The 12,633-nt window shown below is 72.3% G+C and carries 13 protein-coding genes; 11 read left to right on the top strand and 2 right to left on the bottom strand.

The genetic code is table 11. From position 1 onward, the window contains the following. The first annotated feature begins 14 nt into the window (after positions 1 to 14). The 6 genes from LWC35_RS15735 to clpX all read left to right on the top strand — a co-directional run bounded on the left by LWC35_RS15735 (position 15) and on the right by clpX (position 5,359). Positions 15 to 188 (top strand): CsbD family protein, encoded by a 174-nt coding sequence (locus tag LWC35_RS15735; RefSeq protein WP_232870869.1) that lies wholly within the window; start codon positions 15 to 17, stop codon positions 186 to 188. Positions 189 to 268: 80 nt separating this feature from the next. Continuing rightward, entirely contained in the window at positions 269 to 739 is a 471-nt protein-coding gene (locus tag LWC35_RS15730; protein WP_232870868.1) for a hypothetical protein, read from the top strand. Positions 740 to 884: 145 nt separating this feature from the next. Then, positions 885 to 2,381 carry a trigger factor gene (gene tig / locus LWC35_RS15725; RefSeq protein ID WP_232870867.1) on the top strand — a complete coding sequence of 499 codons (1,497 nt, stop codon included), beginning with the start codon at positions 885 to 887 and terminating at the stop codon, positions 2,379 to 2,381. 262 nt (positions 2,382 to 2,643) lie between these two features. Further along, positions 2,644 to 3,246 (top strand): ClpP family protease, encoded by a 603-nt coding sequence (locus tag LWC35_RS15720; protein ID WP_051737195.1) that lies wholly within the window; start codon positions 2,644 to 2,646, stop codon positions 3,244 to 3,246. 11 nt (positions 3,247 to 3,257) lie between these two features. Next, positions 3,258 to 3,872: an ATP-dependent Clp protease proteolytic subunit gene (locus LWC35_RS15715; RefSeq protein WP_081923958.1), complete on the top strand. Its 615-nt coding sequence runs from the start codon at positions 3,258 to 3,260 to the stop codon at positions 3,870 to 3,872. Positions 3,873 to 4,081: 209 nt separating this feature from the next. Then, a complete protein-coding gene (gene clpX, locus LWC35_RS15710; protein ID WP_232870866.1) occupies positions 4,082 to 5,359 on the top strand; it encodes an ATP-dependent Clp protease ATP-binding subunit ClpX in 1,278 nt (425 codons plus the stop codon). A gap of 169 nt (positions 5,360 to 5,528) precedes the next feature. Here clpX and LWC35_RS15705 read toward each other — a convergent pair whose 3' ends face one another. After that, entirely contained in the window at positions 5,529 to 6,701 is a 1,173-nt protein-coding gene (locus tag LWC35_RS15705) for a CaiB/BaiF CoA transferase family protein (RefSeq protein ID WP_232870865.1), read from the bottom strand. A gap of 127 nt (positions 6,702 to 6,828) precedes the next feature. On the opposite strand from LWC35_RS15705, the gene LWC35_RS15700 reads away from it, so the two are divergent. From LWC35_RS15700 to LWC35_RS15690, 3 genes are read left to right on the top strand one after another with little or no spacing between them, the layout of a single operon-like run. Next, entirely contained in the window at positions 6,829 to 8,205 is a 1,377-nt protein-coding gene (locus tag LWC35_RS15700) for an OFA family MFS transporter (protein WP_232870864.1), read from the top strand. Beyond that, a complete protein-coding gene (locus LWC35_RS15695; RefSeq protein WP_232870863.1) occupies positions 8,202 to 8,339 on the top strand; it encodes an MFS transporter small subunit in 138 nt (45 codons plus the stop codon). Before LWC35_RS15700 ends, LWC35_RS15695 begins: the two co-directional genes overlap by 4 nt. Before the next feature lie 54 nt (positions 8,340 to 8,393). Further along, complete coding sequence (locus LWC35_RS15690; protein WP_232870862.1) at positions 8,394 to 8,702, top strand: DUF6457 domain-containing protein; 309 nt, start codon at positions 8,394 to 8,396, stop codon at positions 8,700 to 8,702. Positions 8,703 to 8,715: 13 nt separating this feature from the next. Here the strand turns inward: LWC35_RS15690 and LWC35_RS15685 are convergent, their stop codons facing one another. Beyond that, on the bottom strand, positions 8,716 to 9,141 hold the full coding sequence (locus LWC35_RS15685) for a PPOX class F420-dependent oxidoreductase (RefSeq protein WP_232870861.1): 426 nt from the start codon (positions 9,139 to 9,141) through the stop codon (positions 8,716 to 8,718). Between the two features lie 85 nt (positions 9,142 to 9,226). On the opposite strand from LWC35_RS15685, the gene LWC35_RS15680 reads away from it, so the two are divergent. Then, positions 9,227 to 9,928, top strand: coding sequence for a hypothetical protein (locus tag LWC35_RS15680; protein WP_232870860.1), 702 nt, complete (start codon positions 9,227 to 9,229; stop codon positions 9,926 to 9,928). Positions 9,929 to 9,983: 55 nt separating this feature from the next. After that, a complete protein-coding gene (locus LWC35_RS15675) occupies positions 9,984 to 12,611 on the top strand; it encodes a valine--tRNA ligase (RefSeq protein WP_232870859.1) in 2,628 nt (875 codons plus the stop codon). Positions 12,612 to 12,633 lie beyond the last annotated feature (22 nt).

Here is a 12,633-nt window from a genome sequence, read left to right as displayed (position 1 = left end):
GGGAGGTTCACGAGATGAGCATGAAGGACAAGCTGGACAACAAGACCCAGGAGATGTCGGGCAAGGCCAAGGAGGTCGCCGGCCGCGCCACCGACGACGAGCGCCTCGAGGCCGAGGGTCGCACCGACCAGATGGGGGCCGACCTCAAGCAGGCCGGCGAGAAGGTCAAGGACGTCTTCAAGCGCTGATCGCACCCGACGGACCGCCCGACGGCGGCGCCCCCACTCCGGGGCGCCGCCGTCGCGCGTGCGGCACTACCGTGTCCCGCGTGTCGGAGCAGCCTCCCGCGCAGCCGCTGCCGGAGCGGGTCGCCGCCGCGGTGCTGGGCCATCCCGCCGTCGTTCGGCTGGACGGCGGGCCCTTCGGCAGCGTCGCCTCCTACCTGCCCGGGCGCCGGGTCGTCGGGGTGCGCGCGGACGAGGCGCACGCGCCGGACACGACCGACGCGACCGACAGGACGGTCGGGGGCGCCACCGGTGAACCGGTCGAGGTCGCGGTCGTCGTCCGTTGGCCCGCCGCGGTGTCCCTGCCGGTGCTGGCCGAGGAGATCGCCGCGCTGGTGCGGGAGGTCGCGGGGGAGCGGCCGGTCGACGTGACCGTCGCGGACCTGGTCCCCGCTCCCGAACCCGTCCCCGCAGCAGGCTCCGCGCCCGTCGCCGGAGCCGTCGCCGGGCCGCCCGGCAGCGGCCCGCCGACACGGCCCGGACCGGCCGGAACGCCCGGGGCACGTCTCGCCTAGACTCGCCCGGACACGTGCCCGGCGCGCGCGACCGCCCCTCCCGACCCCGGTTGATGCGGCGTCGTGCCGCCGGTCGCACCGAGGTACGAACCGAGCAGGGCCCCGCCACACAGCAGAGCCACACAGCAGTCCGAGGAGTTCCACCGTGAAGAGCACCGTCGAGCACATCGGCCCGACACGCGTCAAGCTCACAGTCGAGGTGCCGTTCGACGAGCTCAAGCCCGACTTCGACCGCGCGTACAAGAAGATCGCGCAGCAGGTCCGCATCCCCGGCTTCCGCCCGGGCAAGGCGCCGGCCCGCATCCTCGACGCCCGGCTCGGCCGCGGCGTCGTGCTGGACGAGGTGATCAACGCCGCCGTCCCGGCCAAGTACTCCGAGGCCGTGCAGGCCGCCGAGGACGTCAAGCCGATCGGCCAGCCGAACATCGAGGTCACCGAGCTCGCCGACGGGGACAAGGTCGCGTTCACCGCGGAGGTCGACGTCCGGCCGGAGATCACGCTCCCGGACCTCGACGGCATCACCGTGCAGGTCGACGACGTCGAGGTGACCGACGAGCAGGTCGCCGAGCAGCTCGACCAGCTGCGCGCCCGCTTCGGCACGCTGACCGGCGTGGAGCGCCCGGCGCAGGAGGACGACTTCGTCCAGATCGACCTCTCCGCCGCCGTCGACGGCAAGGAGATCGAGGAGGCCACGACGACCGGGTACTCGTACCAGGTCGGCCAGGGCGGCCTCATCGACGGCATCGACGAGGCCATCACCGGCCTGTCCGCCGGCGAGGAGAAGACCTTCACCTCGAAGCTGGTCGCGGGCGAGTACGCGGACCGCGACGCCGAGGTCACGGTGAAGGTCACCGCGGTCAAGGAGCGCCAGCTCCCCGACGCCGACGACGAGTTCGCCCAGCTGGCGAGCGAGTTCGACACCCTCGACGAGCTCACCGCGGACCTGCGGGAGCGGCTCGGTCGGGTGCGCCGGATGGAGCAGGTCACCCAGGCCCGCGACAAGGTGCTCGACGAGATCGTCGACAACACCGAGGTCCCGCTGCCGGAGAGCATCGTGGAGGCCGAGGTCGAGTCCCGCCACCACGACGCGGTGCACGCGTTCGACCACAGCGACGAGCAGTTCAACGAGTTCCTCGAGAAGCAGGGCAAGACCCGCGAGGAGTTCGACACCGAGACCCGGGCCGAGGCGGAGAAGTCGGTCAAGACCCGCCTGGTGCTCGACGCGCTGGCCGACGCCGAGGAGGTCCAGGTCGGCGACCAGGAGCTCACCGAGCGGATCATCTACCAGGCCCAGCAGTACGGGATGGCGCCCGAGGAGTTCGTCCAGCGCATCCAGCAGGCGGGCCAGCTCGGTGCCATCTTCTCGGACGTGCGGCGGAGCAAGGCGCTGATCGTCGCCGTCCGCGCCGCCACCGTCACCGACGCCGCGGGCGAGCCGGTGGACCTGTCGGACCTGCTCGGCCCGGAGGACGGCGCCGCCGTCGCCACCGACGCGGAGGAGGCCCCCGAGGCCGCCGCCGAGGCTGCCGACGCCGCCGCCGACGCCGAGGCGACCGAGGCCGTCGAGGCCCCGGCCGCGGACGACGCGTCCGCCGCCGCGGTGGGCACCGAGGCGGCGGGCCCGACGGCCGGCAAGGCCTGAGCGCGCGCCTGACCTGCACGGACGGGTGGTCGCTGCGCTGTCGGCGAACACGCGCGCCGTCCGCGGACGCGGGATGCCGTGGCCGCGTAGGGTCGGGCCCGAAGCAACGGAACGGGCCGCCGGCGGGACACGATCCCCCGGCGGCCCGCCGGAGAAGACGACCCCGAGTGACGCCAGCAGAAGGCAGGGTGAAGTGAGTCAGCAGGACACCGGCCCGCGGTCGACCGCGGACCGCCTCGTGGAGGACCGCCGCGCGCTGCAGATGCGCTCGGCCCCCTCGAGCATGACGCTGTCCGACTCGGTGTTCGAGCGGCTGCTGCAGCAGCGCATCGTGGTGCTCGGGCAGCAGGTCGACGACGAGATCGCCAACCGGATCGCCGCGCAGATGCTGCTGCTCGCCGCGGAGGACCCCGAGGCGGACATCAACCTCTACATCAACTCGCCGGGCGGCTCGGTCACCGCGGGGATGGCCATCTTCGACACGATGGAGTTCATCCCCTGCGACGTGGCCACCACGGCGATGGGCCTGGCCGCGTCGATGGGGCAGTTCCTGCTCTCCGCGGGCACGCCGGGCAAGCGCTTCGCGCTGCCGCACACCCAGATCCTGATGCACCAGCCGTCGGCCGGCGTCGGCGGCTCGGAGTCGGACATCCGGATCCAGGCCGAGCTGTTCCGCCGGCACAAGCAGGAGATGGCGGAGCTGATCGCCGGGCACACCGGGCAGACCGTCGAGCGGATCACCCAGGACTTCGACCGTGACCGGTGGTTCTCCGCGCAGGAGGCCCTCGAGTACGGCTTCGTCGACCACGTCATCTCGCGGGCGGGCGACCTCCCGCAGCCGAGCGAGAACGGGAGCTCGTCGTGAGTGGATTCCGGATGCCGGAGAGCCGGTACGTGCTGCCTTCCTTCGTGGAGCGCACGAGCTACGGGGTCAAGGAGTCGAACCCGTACAACAAGCTCTTCGAGGAGCGCATCATCTTCCTCGGGGTGCAGATCGACGACGCCTCGGCGAACGACGTCATGGCGCAGCTGCTCTGCCTCGAGTCCGCGGACCCGGACCGCGAGATCTCGATGTACATCAACTCGCCGGGCGGCTCGTTCACGTCGCTGATGGCGATCTACGACACCATGCAGTTCATCCGCCCCGACATCCAGACCGTCTGCCTCGGGCAGGCGGCGTCGGCCGCGGCCGTGCTGCTGGCGGCGGGCACCCCGGGGCGGCGCCTCGCGGTGCAGAACGCGCGCATCCTGATCCACCAGCCGGCCACCGAGGGCTTCTACGGCCAGGTGTCCGACCTGGAGATCCAGGCCGCCGAGATCACCCGCATGCGCAAGCTGCTGGAGAGCACCCTCGCGCGGCACAGCGGGCGCACGCCCGAGCAGGTGCACGACGACATCGAGCGGGACCGGATCCTCACGGCCGAGGAGGCCAAGGAGTACGGGATCGTCGACGAGATCATCCAGAGCCGGAAGCTGTCCGCGGTCGGCTAGACCGCCGGTGGCCCGGGCCGTCGTCAGGCGGCCCGGGGCCACCCCACCCGCCCGCACCTGTTGCGGGGTGGAACGCAGAACGACCGCCTGCCGACCCGATTCCGACAGGTCGCCGCGATCCTTCGCAGCGAGGGGCTCCGGCAGGTACCGTCATGACGACGTGGGTGCGCCCGGACGAGGGCGCGCCGGATGGGACTGGGGCTGCACTCATGGCACGCATCGGTGACGGCGGTGACCTGCTGAAGTGCTCTTTCTGCGGGAAGAGTCAGAAGCAGGTCAAGAAGCTCATCGCCGGGCCCGGCGTCTACATCTGCGACGAGTGCATCGATCTCTGCAACGAGATCATCGAGGAGGAGCTCGCCGAGACCGGCGACGTGAAGCTCGACGAGCTCCCGAAGCCGGCGGAGATCCACGAGTTCCTCGACCAGTACGTCGTCGGGCAGTCGGCCACCAAGCGCACGCTCTCGGTGGCGGTCTACAACCACTACAAGCGCATCCAGGCGGGTGACCGCGCGCGGGGCGACGGCGACGGCGTCGAGCTGGCGAAGTCGAACATCCTCATGCTCGGCCCCACCGGCTGCGGCAAGACCTACCTCGCGCAGACCCTCGCCAAGCTGCTGAACGTGCCGTTCGCGATCGCGGACGCCACGGCGCTGACCGAGGCCGGGTACGTCGGCGAGGACGTCGAGAACATCCTGCTCAAGCTCATCCAGGCGGCGGACTACGACGTCAAGCGGGCCGAGACCGGGATCATCTACATCGACGAGGTCGACAAGATCGCCCGCAAGTCGGAGAACCCGTCGATCACCCGGGACGTCTCCGGCGAGGGCGTGCAGCAGGCGCTGCTGAAGATCCTCGAGGGCACCACCGCCTCGGTGCCGCCGCAGGGCGGGCGCAAGCACCCGCACCAGGAGTTCATCCAGATCGACACGACGAACGTGCTGTTCATCGTGGCGGGCGCGTTCGCGGGCCTGGAGAAGATCATCTCCGACCGGGTCGGCCGGCGCGGGCTGGGCTTCGGCGCGGAGATCCGCTCGAAGTCGGACCTGGACACCTCCGAGAGCTTCGCCGACACCATGCCCGAGGACCTCATCAAGTTCGGGCTGATCCCCGAGTTCATCGGCCGGCTCCCGGTCGTGGCCTCGGTGACCTCGCTCGACAAGGACGCCCTGGTCAAGATCCTGACCGAGCCGCGCAACGCGCTGGTCAAGCAGTACCGCAAGCTCTTCGAGATGGACGGCGTCGAGCTGGAGTTCACCGACGACGCGCTCGAGGCGGTCGCCGACCAGGCGATCCTCCGGGGCACCGGCGCCCGTGGGCTCCGCGCGATCATGGAGGAGGTCCTCCTCCCCGTCATGTACGACATCCCGAGCCGCACGGACGTGGCGAAGGTGGTCGTGACCGAGGAGACCGTGAAGGAGAACGTCAACCCGACGATCGTGCCCCGGCGCCCGCAGCGCCGGGAGCGGGGCGAGCGCTCCGCCTGAGCGACCTTCCGCGAACGGCCCGCCCTCGTCGAGGGCGGGCGTTCCGCGTTCTCGGGTCCGTCCACGCGCAGGATGGCTCCACGACGCTCCTGGGGCCGGGTGGTGTAGGCGTCATGGATCCACAGCGCGCTCCGAGACCGGTCTCGTGAGCGTCATGGCTCCGTGACGCTCAGCCGGTGAGCTTCTCGATCTCCTCGGCGGTGTAGCCGAGCTCGCCGAGGACCTCGACGGTGTGCGCGCCCAGGGCGGGGACCTCGGCGTCGAGCGGCGGGGGCCAGGCGCTGGAGTCGACCGGCGGGACGGCCATCGGCACCGCCTCGCCGCCGGTCACCCGGACCCCGACGAACCGGGCGCGGGCGACCAGCTGCGGGTGCCGCGGGAGCTCGGCGACGTGCCCGACCGCGGACCAGGCGATGTCGGCCTCGTCGAGCAGCGCGCCGAGCCGCTGCTGGGTGAGGTCGGCGAAGCGGGTGTGCAGCAACGCGTGCAGCTCCTCGCGGTGCTCCACCCGGGCCCGTACCGAGGCGAAGCGCTCGTCGACCGCGACCGCCGGGTCGCCGAGCACGGTCGTGCAGAGCCGCAACCACTCCCGCTCGTTCTGCACCGCCAGGTGGACGGCGCCGTCGGCGCAGGGGAAGGGCCCGTACGGCGCGATCGACGGGTGGTGCCCGCCCGAGCGCGCGGGCGCCCGCCCGGTGCCGAGCGCGTAGAGCATCGGCTGGTGCATCCACTCGGTGAGCGCCTCGAGCAGCGAGATCCGCAGCGTGGCACCCTCGCCGGTGCGCTCCCGGTGGAACAGCGCCGCCAGGACCGCGGACTGGACCTGCACGCCGGCCGCGATGTCGGCGACGGAGATGCCCGCGCGGGCCGTCACGTCGCCGTCGCCGGTCAGCTCGAGCAGGCCGGCCTCGGACTGGATGAGCGCATCGTAGGCCTTGCGGCCGGCGGCGGGTCCGCCCTCGCCGTACCCCGACAGCTCGCAGGTGATCAGCTGCGGCCGGCGGCCGCGGAGGGTGTCGCCGTCGAGGCCGAGCCGGCCGGTGGCGCCGGGGCCGAGGTTGGCCAGCACGACGTCGGCGGTGTCGACGAGCCGGTGTGCCGCGGCGAGCCCGTCGGCGGACTTGAGGTCGAGCACCACCGAGCGCTTGCCGCGGTTGATCCAGGCGAAGTAGGAGGAGACGTCGCCGCAGGCCGCGTCGTAGCCGCGGGCGAAGTCACCCCCGCCCGGTCGCTCGACCTTGACCACGTCGGCACCGAGGTCGGCCAGCAGCCGCCCGGCGTAGGGCACGGAGACGGCGTGGTCGAACGACACCACGCGGATCCCGCTCAGCGGTGCACTCACCCGCCCACTCCACCACACGCCGGCGACACACCCGACGGTTGGCCGCCCGGGCGCGGGGGAATGCCACGAATTGCCGCGTCGAGCACCGCGACTTACGGTTCGCCCGCACAGGCACGGAGGTGGTCGCATGTCGGGAACGTCGGGGTTCCTCTCGCGGGAACGGATCGTCGCCCCACCGGGCTGGAGCCGCTGGCTCATCCCGCCCGCCGCGCTGTCGATCCACCTCGCGATCGGCCAGGTCTACGCCTGGAGCGCGTTCAAAGGGGCGCTGGAGAAGGGCCTGCACATCAGCGGTGTGCTCAGTGCGCTGCCCTTCACGCTCGGCATCGTCATGCTCGGCATCTCGGCGGCGGTGTTCGGCACGAAGGTCGACACCAACGGCCCGCGCTGGGCGATGGTGGTCGCGTCGACCTGCTTCGTCACCGGCTTCCTGGTCTCGGCACTCGGCATCTGGGTGGGCCAGTACTGGCTGGTCATCGTGGGGTACGGCGGCATCGGCGGGATCGGGCTGGGCATCGGCTACATCTCGCCCGTGTCCACGCTGATCAAGTGGTTCCCCGACCGGCCCGGCCTGGCGACCGGCATCGCCATCATGGGCTTCGGCGGCGGCGCGCTGATCGCCAATCCGTGGACCGCGTCGATGCTGTCGGCCTTCGGCGCCACGGGGAACGCCCCGGACCCCGACGGCATCGCGCTCGCGTTCCTCATCCACGGCGTGGTCTACGCCGTCTTCATGACGATGGGCTGGCTGCTCATCCGCGTCCCGGCGGAGGGGTGGAAGCCCGCCGGATGGGATCCCGCGGTGCAGAAGACGCGGGCGATGGTCAGCACGGCGAGCGTGTCGGCCGCGAACGCCATCAAGACGCCGCAGTTCTGGCTGCTGTGGATCGTGCTGTGCTTCAACGTCACCGCCGGCATCGGCATCCTCGAGCGGGCAAACCCGATCTACCAGGACTTCTTCCGCGACTCGTCGCCCGCGCAGACCCTCGCCGCCGCGGCCACGGCGTTCGTGTCGATCCTGTCGCTGGCCAACATGCTCGGCCGCTTCGTCTGGTCGACGGTCTCGGACCTCATCGGCCGCAAGAACATCTACCGGCTCTACCTGGGCCTGGGGGCGCTGCTCTACCTGGCGCTGACGTTCGTCGGCGAGGGCAACAAGGCCGTCTTCCTGATCTGCACGATCCTGATCCTGTCGTTCTACGGCGCCGGCTTCGCCACGGTCCCGGCGTACCTGCGCGACCTGTTCGGCACCTACCAGGTCGGCGCCATCCACGGCCGGCTGCTCACGGCCTGGTCCACCGCGGGTGTCCTCGGGCCGATCATCGTCAACGCGTTCGCCGACGCGCGGGCGGACGTCCCCGGCCCGGCCAAGTACACGCCCGCCTTCACGGTGATGATCGTGCTGCTGGTGCTCGGCTTCGTGGCCAACGAGCTGGTGCGGCCGGTGGCGGACAAGTGGCACGAGCCGGATCGGGCCGACCGCAGCGAGGAGGCACGGGCATGAGCACGAGCACACCGGACCGCACGGGCCGCCCGCCCGTCGCCCTCGTCGTGCTGGCGTGGGTGTGGGTCGCGGCACCCTTCCTGTACGGGCTGATCGCCCTGCTGCTGAAGATCCCGGCGGTGTTCTCCGGCTGACGCGGGGACCTCCGGCCGGGGTTCGCCGGGAGCCCTGGAGGGTACCTTCCCGCCGTGAGTGACGACGCGAAGGCCATGTCGGAGTGGATCACCGCCGTGACCCGCGAGCTGGGGCTCGAGGGCCAGGTGGACAGCGAGAAGAGCGTGGACGCGGTGCTCGACCTGACGTCGGACGTCGCGCACGGCGTGAGCCGGCCGGCCGCGCCGGTGACGGCCTTCCTGGTCGGGGTGGCCGCGGGGCGGGCGGAGGAGCCGCAGGTCGCCGCGGCGGACTACGCGCAGAAGATCTCCGCCCTCGCCGAGGGCTGGGACGCGGACACCGAGCGCGGCGTCCCGTCGAACGACCCCGACAACCGGGGCTGACGCCACCGAGGGCTCAGCCCGACACGTCCAGGTGCGCCAGGACCTTGGTCGGGCGCACCCGGACCAGCAGTTCCCCGGGGACCCCGTTGCGCTTCCCGAACTCCTCCGCCCGGTCCGCGCCCATGTAGCGCGCGCCCAGCGCGGTGGCGGTCCGGAGCAGCTCGGCAGGGTCCTCGCTCGTCTCCGCCACACCCTGGACCTGCACGAACGCGTACGGCGGCGCCGGCAGGTCGACGACCAGCGCGACCCGCGGGTCGCGGGCGAGCGCGCGGCCCTTCGCCGTGTCCCTGCCCGTGTTGAAGATCAGGGTCCCGTCCTCGACCAGGAACCACACCGGGGCGGCGAGGGGGCGGCCGTCCGTCGCCGTCCAGGCCAGCAGCCCGGTGCGGGTGCCGTGGTTGAGGAACTCGACGATCTCCGGGGTCAGCTCTGCGCTCATGCCGCCAACGTAGATCGGGAACCCGGGCAGCGCGGGTCCGGCCCGCCCGCTCGTCGGCGTGTGCCGCCCCCGCTACCGTGGCCGCGTGCGGACGGTGTCGGCGATCGGGCGGGCGGCGCAGCGGCTGGTCTCGCGGCCCGTGCCGGTCCCGGTCGCGGCCGTCAAGGTCCTCTCCGGTGAGCGCAGGCCGCTGATCGGCGAGGCGCTGGGGGAGCAGCGGCACGCGGGCGCCCGGCTCGACCAGGTCGACGGCACCACCTGCGGCAGCGCGGTGCTCCTCGCGCTGGCCACCTGGGCGGACCCCACCGAGCGGGAGCGGCTGGAGCTGCGCCAGACCGACGCCGGCGGTATCGTGCGCGGGTTCGCCGCCCGCTACGACGCGCGCCAGCGCGAGATCCACGCCGCCACCAACCGGCTGTGGCCGCGGGCGCTGGGCACCACCCCGTGGGGCTTCCTGCGCTGGCTGCACACCCACGCCCCGGGGGCCGGCCGCTACCGCATCCGGTTCGTCGACGACGCGTCGCCGGGGGACGTCGACACCGCGATCCGGGAGGTCGAGGCCGCCCTCGCCGCGCGCCGGCCGGTCCCGCTGCTCGTCGGGTCGCTCGTGCCGCGCCACTACTGCCTGGCCCTGCGCATCGCCGACGACGGCGCCTGGCGGGTCTACGAGCCCACCACCGGGACGGTGCGCGCGCTCGACCCCTGCCTCGTCCGCGCCCGCCGCCTCGCCCCGGTGCTCGGCTTCGACCACCTGCACGTCGTGTTCCTGCCCGTGCGGGGCCGGTGACCGGGCGCCCCCCACCCGCGGAAACGAGTCGTGCCCGGCTCGTAGACTTGACGGCGTGACCGAGACCCTCCCAGCGCGCACCGCACCCCTCCCGCCGAAGTGGAACCCGGCGGAGGTAGAGGGTGTCCTGTACCAGCGGTGGGTCGACCGGGGCTACTTCGAGGCGGACCCGGCGTCGGGCAAGCCGCCGTACAGCATCGTCATCCCGCCGCCGAACGTCACGGGCAGTCTGCACCTCGGGCACGCCATGGACCACACGCTGATCGACGTGCTGACCCGGCGCCGCCGCATGCAGGGGTACGACGCGCTGTGGCTGCCGGGCATGGACCACGCGGGCATCGCCACCCAGAGCGTCGTCGAGCGCCGGCTGGCCGAGGCCGGCGAGCCGACGCGCCGCGAGCTGGGCCGCGAGGAGTTCGTCCGGCGGGTCTGGGAGTGGAAGGCCGAGTCCGGCGGCGCGATCCTGGGTCAGATGAGGCGCCTCGGGGACGGGGTGGACTGGTCCCGCGAGCGGTTCACGCTGGACGAGGGGCTCTCCCGCGCCGTCCAGACCGTGTTCAAGCGGATGTTCGACGACGGGCTGATCTACCGGGCCGAGCGCCTGGTCAACTGGTCGCCCGCGCTGCAGAGCGCCATCTCGGACATCGAGGTCGACCACAAGGAGGTCGAGGGCGAGCTCGTCTCCATCCGCTACGGGGACGGGGAGGACTCCGTCGTCGTGGCCACCACGCGGGTCGAGACGATGCTGGGGGACACCGCCGTCGCGGTCCACCCGGAGGACGAGCGCTACGCGCACCTCGTCGGGAGGACCATCCGGATGCCGATCACCGGGCGGGACATCCCGGTCATCGCGGACCCGTATGTCGACCCCGCGTTCGGCACCGGCGCGCTGAAGATCACCCCGGCGCACGACCCGAACGACTTCGAGATGGGTCGCCGCCACGACCTGCCGATGCCCACGATCATGGACGAGTCCGGCGTCATCGCGAACTCCGGCACGGAGTTCGACGGGCTGGACCGCTTCGCGGCGCGCACGGCGATCACCGAGGCGCTGCGGGCCCAGGGCCGCATCGTCGCGGAGAAGCGGCCGTACCTGCACTCCGTCGGGCACGACTCGCGCACCGGCGTCGTCATCGAGCCGCGGCTCTCGCTGCAGTGGTGGGTCAAGGTCGAGTCGCTGGCCGCGGCGTCGGGGGACGCCGTCCGCAGCGGCGAGACGCGGATCCACCCGGCCGAGATGTCCTCCCGGTTCTTCGACTGGGTCGACAACATGCACGACTGGTGCATCTCCCGGCAGCTGTGGTGGGGCCACCGGATCCCGGTCTGGTACGGCCCCGAGGGCCAGATGGTCTGCGTCGGGCCGGACGAGGAGCCGCCGACGGGCGAGGGCTGGCGCCAGGACGAGGACGTCCTCGACACCTGGTTCTCCTCGGGCCTGTGGCCGTTCTCCACGCTCGGCTGGCCGGACGAGACCCCGGACCTGGAGCGGTACTACCCGAACTCCGTCCTGGTCACCGGCTACGACATCCTGTTCTTCTGGGTCGTCCGGATGATGATGTTCGGGACCTACGCGATGGGGCGCTCGCCGTTCCAGGACGTCTACCTGCACGGCCTGATCCGGGACGAGCACGGCAAGAAGATGTCGAAGTCCAAGGGCAACGTCATCGACCCGCTGGAGCTCATCGACACCTACGGGGCGGACGCGCTGCGGTTCACCATCGCCCGCGGGTCGAACCCGGGCACGGACATGTCGCTGTCCGCGGAGTGGGTCGCGGGTTCGCGCAACTTCACCACCAAGCTGTGGAACGCCGTCCGGTTCGCGCTGGCCAACGGTGCCGACCCGGCGCTGCCGCTGCCGCAGCGGCCCACCGACGCGGACCGCTGGATCCTCGGCCGGCTGCGCGAGGTCCGGGAGCAGACGGACGCGCTGCTGGAGGACTTCCAGTTCGCGAAGGCCACCGAGGGGCTCTACCACTTCACCTGGGACGAGCTCTGCGACTGGTACCTCGAGCTGGCCAAGCCGCAGTTCGACGACCCGGCCACCGCGGAGGGCACCAGGGCGGTCCTCGGGCACGTCCTCGACGCGCTGCTGCGGATCCTGCACCCCGTCGTCCCGTTCGTCACCGAGGCGCTGTGGACCGCCCTCACCGGCGGCGAGACGGTCGTGACGGCGCCCTGGCCGGGGGAGGACACCGGGCTGCCGGTCGACACCGCGGCCGTCGCCCGGGTCGAGGCGCTGCAGAAACTGATCACCGAGCTCCGCCGCTTCCGCACCGAGCAGGGCCTGCCGGACCGCAGGTCGGTCGAGGCCCGGCTCGTCGGGCTCGACGCCGCGGGCCTGGCCGGGCACGAGAAGGCCGCCCGGTTCCTCACCCGCCTCGACCCGGCCGGCGCGGACTTCGCGCCGACCGCGACCGTGGAGGTCGCGCTCGCGTCGGGGACCGTGCACGTCGAGCTGGACACCTCGGGGGCGATCGACGTGGCCGCCGAGCGGGCCCGGCTCGGCCGCGACCTCGCGGCCGCGCAGAAGGAGCTGGAGCAGGCCGAGAAGAAGCTCGGGAACCCCAAGTTCACCGAGAAGGCCCCGGCCGCGGTCGTCGACGGGATCCGGGCCCGGCGGGAGGCCGCCGTCGCCGAGATCGAGCGGGTCACGGCCCGGCTCGAGGGACTGCCGGCCTCATGATCGCGGTGAGCCCGGCCCGGCG

Origin of the sequence: Pseudonocardia kujensis (genome assembly GCF_021283305.1) — a bacterium.
Lineage (GTDB): Bacteria > Actinomycetota > Actinomycetes > Mycobacteriales > Pseudonocardiaceae > Pseudonocardia > Pseudonocardia kujensis.
Note: the sequence above shows the minus strand (reverse complement) of the source record. Positions and strands in the feature narration are given on the sequence as shown.

Bases quoted from the DNA above. Each gene is read 5' to 3' on its own strand.
- LWC35_RS15715 (WP_081923958.1), top strand. From the start codon at position 3,258: ATGCCGGAGAGCCGGTACGTGCTGCCTTCCTTCGTGGAGCGCACGAGC.
- LWC35_RS15695 (WP_232870863.1), top strand. From the start codon at position 8,202: ATGAGCACGAGCACACCGGACCGCACGGGCCGCCCGCCCGTCGCCCTC.
- LWC35_RS15685 (WP_232870861.1), bottom strand. From the start codon at position 9,141: ATGAGCGCAGAGCTGACCCCGGAGATCGTCGAGTTCCTCAACCACGGC.
- LWC35_RS15720 (WP_051737195.1), top strand. From the start codon at position 2,644: ATGCGCTCGGCCCCCTCGAGCATGACGCTGTCCGACTCGGTGTTCGAG.
- LWC35_RS15700 (WP_232870864.1), top strand. From the start codon at position 6,829: ATGTCGGGAACGTCGGGGTTCCTCTCGCGGGAACGGATCGTCGCCCCA.
- LWC35_RS15735 (WP_232870869.1), top strand. From the start codon at position 15: ATGAGCATGAAGGACAAGCTGGACAACAAGACCCAGGAGATGTCGGGC.
- clpX (WP_232870866.1), top strand. From the start codon at position 4,082: ATGGCACGCATCGGTGACGGCGGTGACCTGCTGAAGTGCTCTTTCTGC.